Here is a 15992-nt window from a genome sequence, read left to right on the forward strand (position 1 = left end):
AGACGTCAGGTCAGGCGGGGAGTTCGTCCTCCGCCGCCGCTTGGGGAAGGCCGGTGTCCAGCCCTTCGAAAGAGAGATCGAGCAGCTGGGTGAACTGGCCGGCACGGCGGCGGCGGTCATAGAAACCGATATGCCGGCGCAGCAGCAGATCGGCCCGGTTGCGCAGCCGGATCGCGGTCAGGGTATCCATGCCGCGGGTCTCGGGGAAGTGCAGGGCGGTTGCGAGATCGCCACCGATTAACCCGCGCGAGATTCCGTAGAGCTGCCGTACCAGCCTGCGGCGCAGGTCGGGATCATCGACCCCGGCGGCCATCGGGGCGGAATTGATCAGGCCGTTGGCGAGCACGATGCCTTCGATCTCGGGCGGCGGTTCCATCATCCGGCCGATCCGGAACAGCTGCTGGGCCTCGATTTCATGGCGCGGCAGCAGCTCGGCCGGCACGCCGGTCAGATGGCCGGCCATGCGCCAGATCATCATGAAGGCGCGGCGCTCTTCAGGGAACAGCTCCACACCCAGCACCCGGGCGCGTTCCAGCAGCCGGCCCGAGAGAGCGGCATTCATGAAGGCGATATGGGCGGCGCTGAGCGGCGTGCCCCAGTCTTCGTGGTTCCAGTCGGCGGAACGCGCGGTCAGCAGGCGCAGGCGGGCATGCATCAGCCGGATGCGCAGCGCCATTTTCCAACCTTCGCCGAACTCGCCGAGCCCGCCCGGCAGGAAGATTTCGGACAGCAACTGGTTGTTCTGGCGGAAGCGCCGGCCGGCCTGATCCCCCAGCCGACCGCTGGTGATGAAGGCCTTGGCGATCAGGGTCGAATAGGCTTCGACCAGCGAGCCCGCGACGAAGGCCGCGAGAAACATGCGGGAATTGCCGTGAAAGGCCCGGCAGCCGGGCAGGGTCCGGCTCTGGGTGAACCAGTAGGGGACGTCCGTGGCATGCGCGAAGAGGTCGCGCAGCGCCTGTGGCGCGTCATCCAGCCCGGCCAGACCTTGGTCAAGCCCGATCCGGATCCACGGGCGTTGTCGTGCGGTGGCGGCAGCCGCAACCGCCGCATCGGCGAGCGGGTCGCCCAGGCTCAGATGACGGGCATAGCGCTCCGCCAGCCCGGCATCGAGAAGCCGGGCCCGGGCGAAGCCGTCCCGGAAGGCGGCGGGTATGTCCACGACCTGGGTCATGTGGCGGCAGAGGCTCCCGTGACCTGCGGGCTGGATCGGGCTGCGGAATCTTAGGCGCAGCCGACCCGTCGGGTCCAGGGGCGCAAAGCCCTGCCGCTCATGAACGTATCCGGTGGGTCACTCCGTGGCGAGGTTTTCTGCGCTCACGGCCGGTGGCGGCGGTGCCGCATCGGCGCGGTATTCGGTCCAGGCCAGGCGTGCCGAGAGTGCCAGACAGGTGCAGACCAGCAGCGGTTTCACGATCCGGGTGCCGCGGGCGATCACCAGGACGGCCCCGATACGGGCGCCGATGATTGCACCCGTGGCCATCACCGCCCCCAGCATCCAGTCGATATGGCCGCCGAGCGCGAAGACCGCGAGGGCCGAGAGATTGCTGGTCAGGTTGAGCAGCTTGGTCTCGGCCACGGCCCGGCGCATGCCGCGGCCATCGAGGGCGACCAGCGCCAGCATGAAGAAGGAGCCGGTCCCGGGCCCGAAGAAGCCGTCATAGAAGCCGATCAGCGGCGCCACGATCCAGCCGGTGACCCAGCCCGGCACGCGGGCCTCGGCATCGATGTCGCCCACCCGTGGCGAGAGCAGGAAATAGGCGGCCATCACACCCAGCAGCACCGGCAGGATACGGCCCAGTGCCGAGGGGTCGATCGACTGGACGGCGAGCGACCCCAGGGCCGCCCCGGCCAGCACGGTCAGGATCCGCGGCACCACCTCGCGCACCCGTACCTGGCCCGAGCGGACATAGGTGATCGCCGCCATGGCCGTGCCCATCGAGGACTGCACCTTGTTGGTGGCGATCGCGGTGGCAGGTGCCACGCCGGCTGCGAGCATGGCGGGCAGGGTGATCAGCCCGCCGCCGCCGGCAATGGCGTCGATGGCGGCGGCCACGACCGCGGCTGCGAACAGGGCCAGCAGCAGATCCGGGCCGACGGGATGGGTGAGGAAGGCCGACAGGATGTCCATGACGCGCAGAAGCCGGAATAGGGGCGGGGGTACCTTGGGGTGTACGCCCCGCCCGCCTGCCGGTCACCCGAATTTCCCTCGCGCCCGACGCAGGGCCGCCCTGCATCTGCCGTCAGTTCCGCATCTGCCGTCAACCTTGGGCCGGGCGCACATCCTGTGCATGGGCGGCCATGGTGGCCGCAATCGCGCGCTCGGGCGCCGTCGGCCGGAAATCGGGCACCAGCACCTGAAGACGATTGCCGGTGAGCACGACCGGATCGTCGAACAGATAGCGCAGCTCCAGCAGCTCGCGGGCGACCGGATCGGTCAGGGCTGCCAGGCGCAGCAGCCACCAGGGCAGGCGCTTCGGGCCGAGCCGGGGGTGGCCTGCGGCAGCCGCCGCCATCTCCATGAAGCGGCGCTGCGTGTCGAACAGCTGGGCCGTCAGATGAACATGCTCCACGGGGGCCAGGCGTTCCGGCGCCTCGAGCAGGTCGGCAGTGAGCCGGGCGAGGTCGGGCACGAAGCACCACTGGTGCGGCAGGTCGAGCGGCCCCGGCCAGCGCGGCGCCTGTCCCTTCGCCAGCCTGGCGAAGATCATGTCGGTCAGCCCGTTACGCACCGTCGGGCCGTAGAAATCGCCGGCGCGCAGGATCAACACCGGTGCCGCGCCCTCGCGGCCCAGCGTCTCGATGGCGGCCTCGAGATCGGCGCGCAACCGGCCCTTGACCGTATCGGGGCGGCGTTCCGCCTCTTCATGCAGCGGCCGGGCATCCTGACGGCCGAAGGCATAGACATTGCCGGGGAAGACCAGGCGGGCACCGCTTGCGCGGGCGCCCTCGATCGCGGCCGCGGTGATGCGGCGCATCGCCGGGTCCCATTGCGGATAGGGCAGGTTCACGGCATGGACGATCGCATCCATGCCCTGCGCGGCATGGGCGACGAGCGCCGGGTCGCGGGCGTCGCCGACCACGATATCGGCGTCTTCCGGCAGGCCCAGCCGGCCGAGCCGGGCCGGATCACGGACCAGAAGCCGCAGATACCAGCCGCGCCGGCCCAGCTCCTGCGCCATCGCGCCGCCGAACCCGCCCGCCGCCCCAAGGATCAGGGCCTGCCTGTTGCCGCTGTCGACCATGCGCGTCTCCCGCTCCGGACCGATATCGCCAAAGGTAGGGGGCGCGGGGCCGGCCTGCCAATGTCATGATGTGTGAAGGACAACCGACGGCAACCATGGCGCGTTCCGCGGGCCACCGCTCCGGGGAGGGAGAGGGTGAAAGACCCCCTTGGAACGCGGTCCTGGCGGTCGCGGCCGTCCCGGACTTGCCGCACAGGACGTCATCGGCGCAGAATGGCGACGCCCGAACCATCCTGCTGCCGAGGAGTAAGGCCCCCATGCTGTTCGCCATCATCTGTATCGACAAGCCCGGCCACGAGGCCGTACGCCTTGAGAACCGCCCCGACCATGTGGCCTTTCTCAAGGAAGAGGGCGAGCAGGTGGTCTTGGCCGGACCTTTCCTCTCCGACGACGGTGCCACGATGATCGGCAGCCTGCTGATCTATGACGCCGAAACGCTGGAGGAGGCGAAGGAGTTCGCTGCCGGTGATCCTTACGCAAAGGCCGGGCTGTTCGAAAGCGTCACGATCCGTCCGTGGCGCAAGGTTTTCGACAATCGCTGACCGGCCGGGAGACGCGACGCGATGGCCCGCTGGCTGGTGAAATCGGAACCGTTCAAGTATTCCTGGGACCGGATGGTCGCGGATGGCCGTACCCATTGGGATGGCGTGCGCAATCATCAGGCCTCGGCCAATCTGAAGGCGATGAAGACCGGCGATCGCGCCTTCTTCTATCATTCGAACGAGGGCAAGGAGATCGTGGGCATTGTCGAGATCGTCCGCGAATATTATCCGGATCCGTCGGACGAAAAGGGCCGTTTCGGCATGGTCGACGTGGCGCCGGTGACGGCGGTCAAGCGGCCGGTGACGCTGGCCGAGATCAAGGCCGATCCGGCGCTGGAAGGCATTGCGCTGGTGCGCCAGTCCCGGCTGTCGGTGATGCCGGTCTCGGACGAGCACTGGGACCATATCTGCCGTCTGGCCGGCATCGAGCCCGGTGTCTGAGATGCAGGATGACGGGGGGCGCCGGCTGCGGCTCTGCCCGGCGGCAGAGGTGCCGGAAGGCGGCGGCCGGGGCTTCGTGTTCGGGCGCATGCCCGAGGAATTCCGGGTCTTCGTGATCCGCTGGCAGGGGGAGCTTCGGGCGTATGAGAATGCCTGCCCCCATGCCGGCGTCTCGCTGGACTGGACGCCTGACCGGTTCTTCGACCGGACGGGCGACCTGCTGATCTGCGCGCTCCACGGCGCGCGGTTCCGTCCCGATGACGGGCTCTGTGTCGCCGGCCCCTGCCGGGGGCTGCGGCTGCCGGCGCTGGCGCTGGAGTGCGACGGGGACGGGGTGTTGCATGCAATCCGGCCGGACTGACGGCCGCATTGCCACGTGTAAGTGTGACGTCCGGATTTCAACCGGGCGCTGAGTGACGCTGCCGCGCCTGACCGCGGCCGCGAGGGATCCGACCGAGGGGGAAACCCAGCCCATGTCAGACGACAAGACCGCAGAGCCGAAGACGCTCTATCCCGTTCCGGAGGCCTTCGCGCGTGAGGCCCTGATCGACAAGGCCCGCTACGACGAGATGTACGCGCGCTCGATTTCGGATCCGGAAGGCTTCTGGGCCGAGCAGGCCGAAGCACTGGACTGGATCAGGCGCTGGGACCGGGTCAAGAACACCGACTTCACCGGCGATGTGTCGATCCGCTGGTTCGAGGGCGGGCAGATCAACGTGGCCTGGAACTGCCTGGACCGCCACGAGGCGACCCGCGGCGCCAAGACGGCGATCATCTGGGAGCCGGATGATCCGAAGGCGCCGAACCGCCTGATCACCTATGCCGAACTGGCCGCCGATGTCCGCCGCTTCGCCAATGTGCTGAAGGCACAGGGCGTGAAGAAGGGCGACCGGGTGACGATCTATCTGCCGATGATCCCGGAAGCCGCGGTGGCGATGCTCGCCTGCGCCCGGATCGGGGCGGTCCATTCCGTGGTCTTTGCCGGTTTCTCACCCGACAGCCTGGCCGGCCGCATTGAGGATTGCGGTTCCACCGTGTTGATCACGGCCGACGAGGGCCTGCGCGGCGGCCGCAAGGTGCCGCTGAAGGCCAATGCCGACAAGGCGCTGGACCACGCGGGCGGCGTCGGCACCGTGATCGTGGTCCGCCATACCGGCGGCACTGTCGCGATGAAGGACGGCCGCGACGTCTGGTGGCACGAGGCGGTGGCCGGTGTCTCCGACGACTGCCCGCCGGAGCCGATGGAGTCCGAGGATCCGCTGTTCATCCTCTATACCTCGGGATCGACCGGCAAGCCCAAGGGCGTGCTGCACACCACCGCCGGCTATCTGCTCTACGCCTCGCTGACCCACAAGACCGTCTTCGACCTGAAGGAGGACGATGTCTACTGGTGCACGGCCGATGTGGGCTGGGTGACCGGGCATTCCTACATCCTCTACGGGCCGCTCGCCAACGGCGCCACCACGCTGATGTTCGAGGGCGTGCCCACCTGGCCCGATGCCGGCCGCCATTGGGAGGTGGTCGACAAATACGGCGTCACCATCTACTACACCGCACCCACCGCCATCCGCGCCCTGATGCGCGAGGGCGAGGCGCCGGTGAAGCGGTCGTCGCGCAAGTCGCTGCGCCTGCTGGGCTCGGTGGGCGAGCCGATCAATCCGGAAGCCTGGCGCTGGTACTATGACGTGGTCGGCGACGGCCGCTGCCCGATCACCGACACCTGGTGGCAGACCGAGACCGGTGGTCTGATGATCGCGCCGCTGCCCGGCGCCACCGACCTCAAGCCGGGATCGGCGACCCTGCCGCTGTTCGGCGTGAAGCCGCTGATCGTCGACAATGAAGGCAAGCCGCTGGACGGCGCCTGCGAGGGCAATCTCTGCATTGCCGACAGCTGGCCCGGCCAGATGCGCACGGTCTATGGTGATCACGAGCGCTTCGCCCAGACCTATTTCAGCACCTTCCCCGGCCTCTATTTCACCGGTGACGGCTGCCGGCGCGACGAGGACGGCTATTACTGGATCACCGGCCGGGTCGACGACGTGATCAACGTCTCGGGCCACCGGATGGGCACCGCCGAGATCGAGAGCGCGCTCGTCGCCCATGCCAAGGTCGCCGAGGCGGCCGTGGTCGGCTACCCGCACGAGCTGAAGGGCCAGGGCATCTATGCCTATGTCACCCTGATCGCCGGCGAGGCGCCGTCGGAAGAGCTGCGCAAGGAGCTGGTGGCCTGGGTGCGCAACGAAATCGGCCCGATCGCGACGCCGGATCTGATCCAGTGGGCGCCGGGTCTGCCCAAGACCCGCTCGGGCAAGATCATGCGTCGCATCCTGCGCAAGATCGCCGCCAACGAGCATGACGGGCTGGGCGATACCTCGACGCTGGCGGACCCGACGGTGGTCGACGATCTGGTCGGCAACCGCATGAACAAGTGACAGGCGGTATGACGGGACCAGAGGTTTCTCCTGTGGTCCCGTCATTCTGAAGGCCTGATCAGCTCATCAGGTTATCAGTGCTTGCAGCCGACGGTCGATGCGGCTTGAAAAGTGGGACGAAAAATATCCGGTCCAATAGCTATGAATATCAGCGAGAAATTGATTGCAGGTAGGTTGACACGTCAGAGGCTTCTTCTTTCGTCAGTGGGCTGAGAGCCATCTTGGTGCCGGGGACGACGCCAATCGGATCCATGATAAAACGGGTAATTTCATCAGGAGTCCATGTGATACCGGAAGATTTCATTCCTTCCGAATAGTCGTAATTTCGCACCTGACCAGCTTTTCTGCCAATCACCCCAGAGAGGGTGGGGCCGACCATATTTGCTGTGCCGCTCAAAGCATGGCAGGCAGTGCAGTTTTCTGCAATGCGCTTGCCTCGATCTACTGCGGCTTGATCCAGTTCAGGCGCGTCATCACCACACGCTGTGAGTGTCAAAGCCAGAACAGGCAGAACCATCCATTTCTTCATTTCAGGTTGCCTCCGGCAGTTATCGGGCGATGGCGGGACTGGAGCGCCCCGCCAGAAGGGAAAGGAGGAGTGCGTGAAGGATTGCGAGCCCGTAGATGGCCAAGCCCGGGCCGGCATAGAAGCCAAAGAAGACGGTGATACCTGCGACAGCCAAAATAAAATTAGCTGCGACGCCAAGCCCAGGGCCGCGCCAGAGCAGCACGGACAAAGGAGGTATCAAGGGCGCCAGGACGATGGCAAGCAGACGTTTCATCATGATGTCTTCACCCTGAGAGCTGTCAGGCAGCAAGCTGCTTTTCGATATGTTCGGCCAGACGGATGGTGAAGCCGACGATCATCATAGTCGGTCCCGAGTAGCCGGCAGTCGGGAAGACGGAGCTGCCACCTATGTAAAGATTGCCGACGCCATGGACGCGCTGGTTTCGGTCCACCACGCCATCTTCGGGGACATCGCTCATCCGGGTTGTGCCGATCTGGTGATAGTGGCCGGCGATACGGGACTCCACCAGGTCTCTGGTGATTTCCTCTAGTTCCACCCGTCCATAACCAAGAGCGGCAAACTCGGAAGCAATGCGTTCCTGGCCAATCTTGAACGACCGGACATCTTCATCGAGGATGCGCCAGTCGAGGTCCGCAATAAGGCTTCCGAGAGCATCTCGCCGATCCGAGATAACCACGCGGGAGTCCGGGTTCGGCGCCTGCTCGAGGCGATGTTCCAGCTCGTAATAATCGGGCTGAATGTGGCGGAGGTTGGTGCGAGAGAGGCTGAAGCGGGTCACTCCTCCAACTTCGCCGAGCATTGTCGCGACATCTCGGAGGTATGCGAAGTCACCAGGAGCCATAAACCCGTCGCGGACGTACCCCATAGCTTCGCGAGTGCGGGGGTCCATGTATACGGGATTGAAGCGACAATAATACTGGAGCAACTTCTCCTTACGGATGAAATCATCCGTAAAGCCGACGTTGGCATTCAGATGAAAGAGGTCTGCATACATACGATCATAGGCCGCAGGGAACTCCGGGCCCGGAATGAAACGTGACGCAAAAATGTGAGTGTGGTCCATGAAATAGCGACCGACATGGTCGTGAGCATTGCCAATGCCGACATTCATGACGTCATTCGACGTCAGCAGCAGACGCGCATTTTCAATGGCATGGCAGCACAAGGCGAAGACCTTTGCGCGCACTTGAACTTTGCGGCCATTGAGCGTGGCGCAGTCCAGGTGGCTGACTTCCTTGCCATCAGATCTCAGGCGTACCTGTGTGAGATTCAGATGGTGATAAATACGCAGGTTTGGGGACGCGCCGAGTTCGTCATGATACTTGGGCCCAAGGCGAATATCTTGGGCAATCTGAAAGACTTTTGTTTGAAGAATCTCCGATTTGCGATCCACGAGTTCATCCACGGGGACTCCCCGATTCTCGAAGATCGCTTGGGGGTCGAAGAATTTGGACGAAATCCCAAGCTGCTCGGCGGCCTTGGCAATGTACGGGGCGATCTCAGCATAGCCGACAGGCCACTTCGGCAAGTTGAGCTCTGGCCTGCCGTCATAGTCGATCTCGTCGTTTGCGCGGCAGAAGCCTGACCAGTGATTGGTGGTCCCGCCAAAGTAACGGAGCCGGCAGGCGGTCAGGTTGTAGTACGGCAGGCTGAGATTCCGTCCTGCAAAGAGGTTCTGGGTCTCTCCCTCGAGTGAAAAGCCCCCGATTCGATGAGAACCACATCCTTGACGGATTTGGCCAGTCTGCGTGCAAGCGTCAGGCCGGCAGCGCCGGATCCGACGATACAGACAGATGCCTCAATCAGGTCGCCTGCGTCACTGTTGCGCGCATCGATGAATCCAGATGTCATTCTAAAACAACCTCAAAATCACTTCCCGGTGGAATCGGCGGCCAGGATGAAGATTGATGTCTCGGTCCGCGAGAAGGAGATACCGCCGATTTGGACCGTGCGGCCCTGACGAAAATCTTCGGCAATCTCCCTCTTCATCGAGCGCAGGGCGCTCATGTCGCGCTGAGGAAGCCGCTTACCTTCTGCCCGCAAAGCGGTAACGTCAGCGGCCGGAAGATCCGCGATGGCCCGCCTGCCGAGCTTGGCGAGGGAGTCTGCCGTCTGTGGCGCCGCGGGCAGTGCCAACGCGGCACTAGCTGTCACGGCGGTGACGCATCCGGCTGACAATGAAAGGAACGTGCGACGATTCACGGGCAGGCCTCTCCTGATTTCAGTGCCTGTATGCGATTCGGCCGAGCGGGCTCGGACGTCCGCTTATCGAATAGCATGTTAACCCTGATCGGGCCATGCTCGATCGTCAGCCGATCTGATCAGACCGCTCCGGCGATGCCGTTGCCCGCAGATTGATTCAGATACTGCGACGCGTCGCGGCGAATACGAGCTTGATGAAAGCGAGCCCACCCAATAGGACCAGGACGCTACCTGCCTTGGCCACGGGTTCACCCGTCGCGACGTCGCCCGAGAACAGGATGGTGAGACCGATTGTCATCACCACCAGTCCCAGATGGGCGAGGATGGCATGTGCCACCGCAAAGCGGGTGGCTGCCAGATCGGGGCGGTCCTTCAGCACCAGCCCATAGATGGCGGATGATGCAAAGCCCAGCAGGTTGAGATGGCCGTGGGCAGGCCCGTATTCAAAGTGCTGGCTCGCGGCCATGGCGATGCCCGCGGCCATGCCGAGAGCGACATAGATCGCTGCGGCACGCAGATGGAAGGCGGCGAGGGCGTTCATGGACGACCCTTTCTGTGCGGATTGGTGTGACCCGTCGATGCGGAGCGGCCCGGGGGCTGAGACCGCCGGGCGCGCATTTCCACACCGTATCCTGCCGCCGATCAACGCCCTGCACAGGGCGGGTCGAAGTGGGGGTGAACGGCCGTCAACCTTCTCAGAAGTCGACGCATTTCCCGTTGCGTTCCCAGTCGCCGTAACGGACCGGATCAAGCCCCTTGGGGCCGCCGATTTCGGTGGGCTTTTCCGGTGCGGGTGCCGGGGTGGTCGTGTCCGTCGCGGGGGGCGCGTCCGGGGCTACGGCGCGGCCGGCGTCGTTCTGCGTCTTTTCGGTCATAGCCTTTGATCCTCCTGCACTGCATGACACCGATGCGGGCGGTTTCGCTTGAAGCCCCCGTGCCTGTCCATATATGTCAGGCGTTCCGGCGGCGCACCCCCGCCCGATGCGGAAGCCGCCTGCGGCCTCGTCCTCCATCCGGGCTCGACACATCCCATGAACCACATCCGAACGGCAGTGCTGCTCGCGGTCATGACCGGGCTGTTCATGGTCGTGGGCTATCTGATCGGCGGTGGCAGCGGCATGATGATTGCGCTGCTGATCGCCGTGGTGATGAACGGTTTCGCTTATTGGAACGCGGACAAGCTGGTGCTGCGCATGTATGGTGCGCGCGAAGTGGATCCGCGTGCGGCACCGGAACTGTACGACATGGTGGCACGGCTCGCCGCCAATGCCGGCCTGCCGATGCCGAAGCTCTACATCGTCGAAGAGGCGCAGCCCAATGCCTTCGCGACCGGCCGCTCGCCTGAAAAGGGCGCCGTGGCGGTGACCCGCGGCCTGCTGCAGGCGCTGTCGCCTGAAGAAGTTGCCGGTGTGGTGGCCCACGAGCTTGCCCATATCCGCAACCGCGATACCCTGATCATGACGGTGACCTCGGTCATCGCAGGTGCGATCGGCATGCTCGCCAACTTCGCCTTCTTCTTCGGCGGTTCGCGGGACGACAACGGCAACCCCAATCCGCTGGGCTTCGTGGGCGTGTTGCTGATCTCGATGCTGGCGCCCGTCGCCGCGGCTCTTGTGCAGATGGCAATCAGCCGCTCGCGCGAGTATCAGGCCGATCGCATCGGTGCCGAGATCTGCGGCCGGCCCGACTGGCTCGCCTCGGCGCTGACCCGTCTTGAGAACGCCTCTCGCCGCGTGGTCAACGGCCACGCCGAACACAACCCGGCCTCGGCCAATCTCTTCATTGTGAACCCATTGAAATCCAACGCCGTCGACAGCCTGTTCCGCACCCATCCGACCACCGCCGACCGGGTGGCGCGCCTGCGCGCCATGACCGTGGGCACCGCGCCGGCCGGCGCGCCGGTGGGCTTTGCCCGCGGCCCGCGCCGCGGCCCCTGGGGCTGAGCGCCGGATGCGCCCGCCCCGCCGCCCCGAGGACGACCGCCGCAACGACCGCGGCGCCCACCCCTCTCGTGATTCCGGGCCCTCTCGTGATTCCGGGCCCTCTCGTGATTCCGGGCCCTCTCGTGATGCCCGGCCCTCTCATGACGACCGTCCCGCCCGTGATCAGGCTGCCGGTGACCGCCCCCGCGGCGCCCGTCCGCCCCAGGGCCGCGACCGGAGCTATCAGGGGGATCGCGACGGCCGGATCCAGGGCGGCAAGCCCCGGAACGACCGCTATCGTGCGGCCCGCGATCACGCCCATGAGCCGCGGCCCCGCGCCGACTTTCGTGAGCCGACGCCCTCGCGGGCCATCGCGGCCGAACTGCTGATGGATGTGCTGGATGACGGCCGGCCGCTGGATGATGCGGTCGCCACCCATCCGGGCTTCCACCGGCTGGAGCCGCGCGACCGTGCCCACGCCCGGATGCTGGTCGCGACCGTGCTGCGCCGGAAGGGCGAGTTCGACCGGCTGCTCGGCCGGGTGATGCAGCGGCCGGCACCCGAAAAGGCCATGCATGTCCTGCGCCTGGGGCTGGCCGATCTCAGGGTTCTGTCGACCCCGGATCATGCCGCGGTGGACAATGCCGTGCGCCTCGCCCAAGCGGGCGGGCTCGGTGGCCTCTCGGGTCTGGTCAATGCGGTGCTGCGCCGGCTGGCGGCCGAGGGCGATCAGATCGCCGCGGCCGCGAAGATCGATCCCAAGCGAGAAAACCTGCCCCGCTGGCTGCGTGCCTCGTGGGAGGCGGCCTATGGGGTGGAGACGACCGATGCCATCGCCGAGGTGCTGCTGCGCGAGCCGCCGATCGATCTGTCGGTCAGAAACCCGCGCGAGGCGGCGGCCTGGGCCGAAAAGCTCGGCGGCCGTGCCGTCGGTGGCCGCACCGTCCGCCTCGATCGGGCCGAGGGTGGTGTCGACCGGCTGGAGGGCTATGACGAAGGGGCGTGGTGGGTTCAGGATCTGGCCGCCACCCTGCCGGCCATGCTGCTCGGCGATGTAAAGGGCAAGCTGGTCTACGACCTCTGCGCGGCGCCGGGCGGCAAGACCGCACAGCTGGCGGCTGCCGGGGCCCATGTCACCGCCGTCGATCGCAGTGCCCGGCGGATGATGCGCCTGGGTGAGAACATGGCCCGGCTGGGCTTCACCGACGTCACGCCGGTGACCGCCGATCTTCTTGAATGGCGGCCCGAGGGCGCGGCCGATGCCGTGCTGCTGGACGCCCCCTGCTCGGGCACCGGCACGCTGCGCCGGCGCCCCGACCTCGCCTGGTCGAAGCGCCCGGATCAGGTGGCGGAACTGGCGGAGCTGCAGGAGAAGCTGCTTGAGGCGGCTTTGAAACTGGTGAAACCGGGCGGCGTGGTCGTCTATGCCACCTGTTCGCTGGAACCGTCGGAGGGCGAGGATCTTGTCCGCCGGGTGCTCGACCGCGGTTTTGACGCCGAACGCGTGCCGATCGGTGCCGATGAACTTCCTGCCCGGCTCGGCGTTGCGATCAATGCCGCCGGCGAATTGCGCACCACGCCCGCCCTGCTTGCCGATGCCGGCGGCATGGACGGGTTCTTCGCCGTCCGTCTGCGACGCCGCGACGCCGCCTGAGACCACCCGTAACCAGCCGTCATGACGGCCCCGTCGGAGGCTTCCCACCTGATGACCGCATCCGCCGCCAGCAGCCGCTCCGCCACCCCCAGCCAGGCACCGATCCGGATTGCGCCGTCGATCCTGTCGGCCGATTTCGCCCGGCTGGGCGATGAGGTCGCCGCCATCGATCAGGCGGGGGCCGACTACATCCATGTCGATGTCATGGACGGCCACTACGTGCCGAACCTGACCATCGGCCCGATGGTGGTGAAGGCGCTGAGGCCGTGGTCGAAGAAGGTGTTCGACGTCCATCTGATGATCGCACCGGTCGACCCCTACATCCCGGCCTTCGTCGAGGCCGGGGCCGACATCGTGACCGTCCATGCCGAGGCGGGGCCGCATCTGCATCGCAGCGTGCAGCTGGTGAAGTCGCTGGGGGTGAAGGTGGGGGTGTCGCTCAACCCCTCCACCCCGCCCGAGGTGCTGGACTATGTGCTGCCGGATCTGGATCTGGTGCTGGTGATGAGCGTGAACCCCGGCTTCGGCGGCCAGAGCTTCATCCCGTCCCAGCTCGACAAGATCCGCATCCTGCGGTCGAAGATCGATGCCACCGGCCGGGCGATAGATCTTGAGGTCGACGGTGGCGTGACGCCCGAAACGGCGGCCCTGGTGGCCGCCGCCGGGGCGGATGTGCTGGTTGCAGGGTCGGCCGCCTTCAAGGGCGGTGCCGAGGCTTACGCTCCGAACATCCGGGCATTGCGCGCCGGCGCAGATCGGGGGCGCACCGGCGGCTGATGCCGCCCTCCCCTTCCGATCCCGTCTCCGTCTACGCGTCTTCCTTTTCTCCCCCCGCAATCGAGAGACCAGAGGCCCATGGCCGCGATCACGCGCATGCCGCCGCCCGGAAGTCCGCTGCCTGGCGCCGGCGATCGTCTGAGAGCGCTGGCTCATCGGTGGTTCGTGGCCCCGCTGCCGGATGCGCGCGGCGGGCTGAAACGCGTGCTGGAACCCTTGCGCCCGGGCGACCCGCACCGCGGCGTGGAGATGGTACAGGGGCATTTCCGTCTGGCGGGGCAGGTGGTGGAAGCCAGTCACAAGCTGGGCCCGGACCCGTTTCGCCCCGACGAGGACGGGATGGCCCGGGGCGACGACGAGCCGGACATCGAGCTGACCCCGGTGCCGGCGCAGCCGCCAGCCCCTGAGCCGATCCTGGACGATACCGCGCGCCCTGAAGATGCGGCCCTGCTGGAAGGCGGTGACGTGTCGGCGGAGGGCGAGACGCCGGCAATGGTCTTCAACGCCCCGACCCCTGCGCTGTCGCGGCCGGACTGGCTGCCCGACGAGGCCTCGGATGCCTGGCTGGTCGCCTGGCAGGGCTTTCAGTGGCTGGGCCATCTGAGGGCTGTGGCGGGGCCCCATGGCTCCCGCGCCCGGGCGCTGGCCCGCGCACTCGTTTTTGAATGGATCGCGGCCGACCGGGCTGAATTCCAGCCCTATGTCTGGTCGCCGGGCATTGCCGGCCGCCGGCTGGCGGCGCTGTCGATGCATGCGAATTTCCTCATCGACGCCGATGACGACCGGCTGCAGGCGGCCCGCACCGATGATCGTCGCCTGATGGCGGCACTGCGCCAGCATGCCGACCGTCTGGAGCGGATGGTCAAATGGCGTCGTCTGGACGGAATCGAGCGTATCCAGGCGCTCCGCGGCCTGTGGATGGGGCGGGCGGCGCTGGGGGCCGGCCGGCGCAGGCTCGCCCGGATCGCGAAGCTGTTGATGCAGGCGCTGGAGCGTCAGATCCATGCCGACGGCGTGCATCAGTCCCGCTCGCCGGTCTGTCAGCTCGATCTCGTCTCGGATCTGGTCGAGTTGAAGACGATCGCCGCCGCCCATGACGCCGATCTGCCGGCCGGGTTCGACGAGTTGATCAGCCGGCTGGCTGCAGCACTCCGGCTGATGCGTCATCGTGACGGCGTGCTGGCCCTGTTCAACGGTACGCCGGAGATTCCGGCGGCCCGGGTCGATCAGGTGCTGGGGCATGTGCCGGCCCGCGGCATGGAACGACTGGACGGCGCCGTCGGCGGCTTCGAGCGTCTGGCCGCCCGCCGGACCACGGTGCTGGTCGATCTGGGGCTGCCGGCACCCGTCACCGCCGGACAGGCCGGCTTTTCCGGTTTCTCGTCATTCGAGATGTCGACCGGGCGCGAGCGGCTGGTGGTCAATTGCGGCGCCTATGTCGCGAGGCCCGGGCCCTGGATGCAGGCCGTCACCCAGGCGGCTGCACATTCCGGTGTAACGGTCGAAGACCAGGGGCCGCAGCGAGTCGAAGCCGGATCTGGGGAACGTCGCCGCAAGGCCGGCCCGCCGGTCACCATCGATCGCCGCGACGACGAGGGGGCACAGTGGCTGGAATTCACCCATCACGGCTTCCGTGATCACGGCCTGGTCCATGCCCGCCGCTTCTATCTTGGGCCGGACGGCGACGATCTGCGTGGCGAAGACCGCTTTATCGCCCTGCCGGGGCGTGGCGAGGCGCCGGTCCGCTTCGCGCTGCGCTTCCATCTTCATCCCGCCGTCAAGGCCTTACCCATTCAGGGCGGCGCCGCCGTGCTGGTGCGGCCGGTCCACGGCCCGGGCTGGTATGTCCGGGCCGATGGCGCCAGCATCGCGATCGAAGAGAGTGTCCATATGGGCCATGAGGGGCGGGTGCGCCCGGCCCAGCAGGTGGTGGTGAGCGGCGTCGCCGAGGGGGCGGAGACCCGGGTGCGCTGGGCGTTCCAGCAGGTTCAGCCCAGGGGTGAGGGGGATGTGCGGCCGCAGGGCGGCTTCGATGCCCGACCTGCGCGCATCGATGATCCCCGCCGCGCGGTGCCGGCTGTGACGGAGGCGCCGTCGGTGCCGCAGGGCGCCGAACGCGACGGCATCGCGGACCCGCCTGCGACTGCGTGAAAGCCGCACCGCGCCTTGCGTTTTTGCCAAAGTTGGGTCTTGCCTTCCGGACGCCGATGACCGATATAGGACCTGAACAGTCCTGATTGGCGCGAG

At 66.7% G+C, this 15992-nt stretch carries 18 protein-coding genes; 8 read left to right on the plus strand and 10 right to left on the minus strand.

Features of this window, described 5'->3' with window-relative positions:
- Nucleotides 1-10: 10 nt before the first annotated feature.
- From TMO_RS00460 to TMO_RS00470, 3 genes are all read right to left on the minus strand, one after another.
- Nucleotides 11-1174, minus strand: coding sequence for an oxygenase MpaB family protein (locus tag TMO_RS00460; protein ID WP_014743608.1), 1164 nt, complete (start codon nucleotides 1172-1174; stop codon nucleotides 11-13).
- Nucleotides 1175-1291: 117 nt separating this feature from the next.
- Nucleotides 1292-2131 (minus strand): TSUP family transporter, encoded by an 840-nt coding sequence (locus TMO_RS00465; protein WP_014743609.1) that lies wholly within the window; start codon nucleotides 2129-2131, stop codon nucleotides 1292-1294.
- Between the two features lie 130 nt (nucleotides 2132-2261).
- Entirely contained in the window at nucleotides 2262-3245 is a 984-nt protein-coding gene (locus TMO_RS00470; RefSeq protein ID WP_014743610.1) for an NAD-dependent epimerase/dehydratase family protein, read from the minus strand.
- A 257-nt stretch (nucleotides 3246-3502) separates the two neighbouring features.
- Between TMO_RS00470 and TMO_RS00475 the strand changes: the two genes are divergently transcribed.
- From TMO_RS00475 to acs, 4 genes are all read left to right on the plus strand, one after another.
- Complete coding sequence (locus TMO_RS00475) at nucleotides 3503-3787, plus strand: YciI family protein (protein ID WP_014743611.1); 285 nt, start codon at nucleotides 3503-3505, stop codon at nucleotides 3785-3787.
- A 21-nt stretch (nucleotides 3788-3808) separates the two neighbouring features.
- Nucleotides 3809-4228, plus strand: coding sequence for an EVE domain-containing protein (locus TMO_RS00480; RefSeq protein ID WP_014743612.1), 420 nt, complete (start codon nucleotides 3809-3811; stop codon nucleotides 4226-4228).
- A 1-nt stretch (nucleotide 4229) separates the two neighbouring features.
- Entirely contained in the window at nucleotides 4230-4589 is a 360-nt protein-coding gene (locus TMO_RS00485) for a Rieske (2Fe-2S) protein (protein WP_014743613.1), read from the plus strand.
- A 112-nt stretch (nucleotides 4590-4701) separates the two neighbouring features.
- A complete protein-coding gene (acs, locus tag TMO_RS00490; RefSeq protein WP_014743614.1) occupies nucleotides 4702-6660 on the plus strand; it encodes an acetate--CoA ligase in 1959 nt (652 codons plus the stop codon).
- Nucleotides 6661-6808: 148 nt separating this feature from the next.
- On the opposite strand, the gene TMO_RS30145 is transcribed toward acs, so the two are convergent.
- The 7 genes from TMO_RS30145 to TMO_RS00520 all read right to left on the minus strand — a co-directional run bounded on the left by TMO_RS30145 (nucleotide 6809) and on the right by TMO_RS00520 (nucleotide 10267).
- Nucleotides 6809-7189, minus strand: coding sequence for a c-type cytochrome (locus TMO_RS30145; protein ID WP_187297797.1), 381 nt, complete (start codon nucleotides 7187-7189; stop codon nucleotides 6809-6811).
- Between the two features lie 19 nt (nucleotides 7190-7208).
- Nucleotides 7209-7445, minus strand: coding sequence for a hypothetical protein (locus TMO_RS31485; RefSeq protein WP_041604761.1), 237 nt, complete (start codon nucleotides 7443-7445; stop codon nucleotides 7209-7211).
- A 22-nt stretch (nucleotides 7446-7467) separates the two neighbouring features.
- The gene (locus TMO_RS00500; protein WP_145978040.1) at nucleotides 7468-8718 is read right to left on the minus strand and encodes a GMC oxidoreductase; all 1251 of its coding nucleotides are present in this window, start codon (nucleotides 8716-8718) and stop codon (nucleotides 7468-7470) included.
- A gap of 101 nt (nucleotides 8719-8819) precedes the next feature.
- Nucleotides 8820-9041 (minus strand): NAD(P)-binding protein, encoded by a 222-nt coding sequence (locus TMO_RS32895; RefSeq protein ID WP_081598710.1) that lies wholly within the window; start codon nucleotides 9039-9041, stop codon nucleotides 8820-8822.
- An 18-nt stretch (nucleotides 9042-9059) separates the two neighbouring features.
- Complete coding sequence (locus TMO_RS00510; protein WP_145978041.1) at nucleotides 9060-9392, minus strand: hypothetical protein; 333 nt, start codon at nucleotides 9390-9392, stop codon at nucleotides 9060-9062.
- Nucleotides 9393-9549: 157 nt separating this feature from the next.
- Nucleotides 9550-9933: a hypothetical protein gene (locus TMO_RS00515; protein ID WP_014743617.1), complete on the minus strand. Its 384-nt coding sequence runs from the start codon at nucleotides 9931-9933 to the stop codon at nucleotides 9550-9552.
- A gap of 154 nt (nucleotides 9934-10087) precedes the next feature.
- Nucleotides 10088-10267, minus strand: coding sequence for a DUF1674 domain-containing protein (locus TMO_RS00520; protein WP_014743618.1), 180 nt, complete (start codon nucleotides 10265-10267; stop codon nucleotides 10088-10090).
- Nucleotides 10268-10423: 156 nt separating this feature from the next.
- Between TMO_RS00520 and htpX the strand changes: the two genes are divergently transcribed.
- The 4 genes from htpX (at nucleotide 10424) to TMO_RS00540 (ending at nucleotide 15896) form a co-directional block, all read left to right on the plus strand.
- On the plus strand, nucleotides 10424-11335 hold the full coding sequence (gene htpX / locus TMO_RS00525) for a zinc metalloprotease HtpX (protein ID WP_014743619.1): 912 nt from the start codon (nucleotides 10424-10426) through the stop codon (nucleotides 11333-11335).
- Between the two features lie 7 nt (nucleotides 11336-11342).
- A complete protein-coding gene (locus TMO_RS00530; RefSeq protein WP_014743620.1) occupies nucleotides 11343-12968 on the plus strand; it encodes an RsmB/NOP family class I SAM-dependent RNA methyltransferase in 1626 nt (541 codons plus the stop codon).
- Nucleotides 12969-13019: 51 nt separating this feature from the next.
- Nucleotides 13020-13745 (plus strand): ribulose-phosphate 3-epimerase, encoded by a 726-nt coding sequence (gene rpe / locus TMO_RS00535; protein ID WP_014743621.1) that lies wholly within the window; start codon nucleotides 13020-13022, stop codon nucleotides 13743-13745.
- A gap of 78 nt (nucleotides 13746-13823) precedes the next feature.
- Complete coding sequence (locus TMO_RS00540; protein ID WP_014743622.1) at nucleotides 13824-15896, plus strand: heparinase II/III domain-containing protein; 2073 nt, start codon at nucleotides 13824-13826, stop codon at nucleotides 15894-15896.
- Nucleotides 15897-15992 lie beyond the last annotated feature (96 nt).

Origin of the sequence: Tistrella mobilis KA081020-065 (assembly GCF_000264455.2) — a bacterium.
GTDB classification, from domain to species: Bacteria; Pseudomonadota; Alphaproteobacteria; order Tistrellales; family Tistrellaceae; genus Tistrella; species Tistrella mobilis.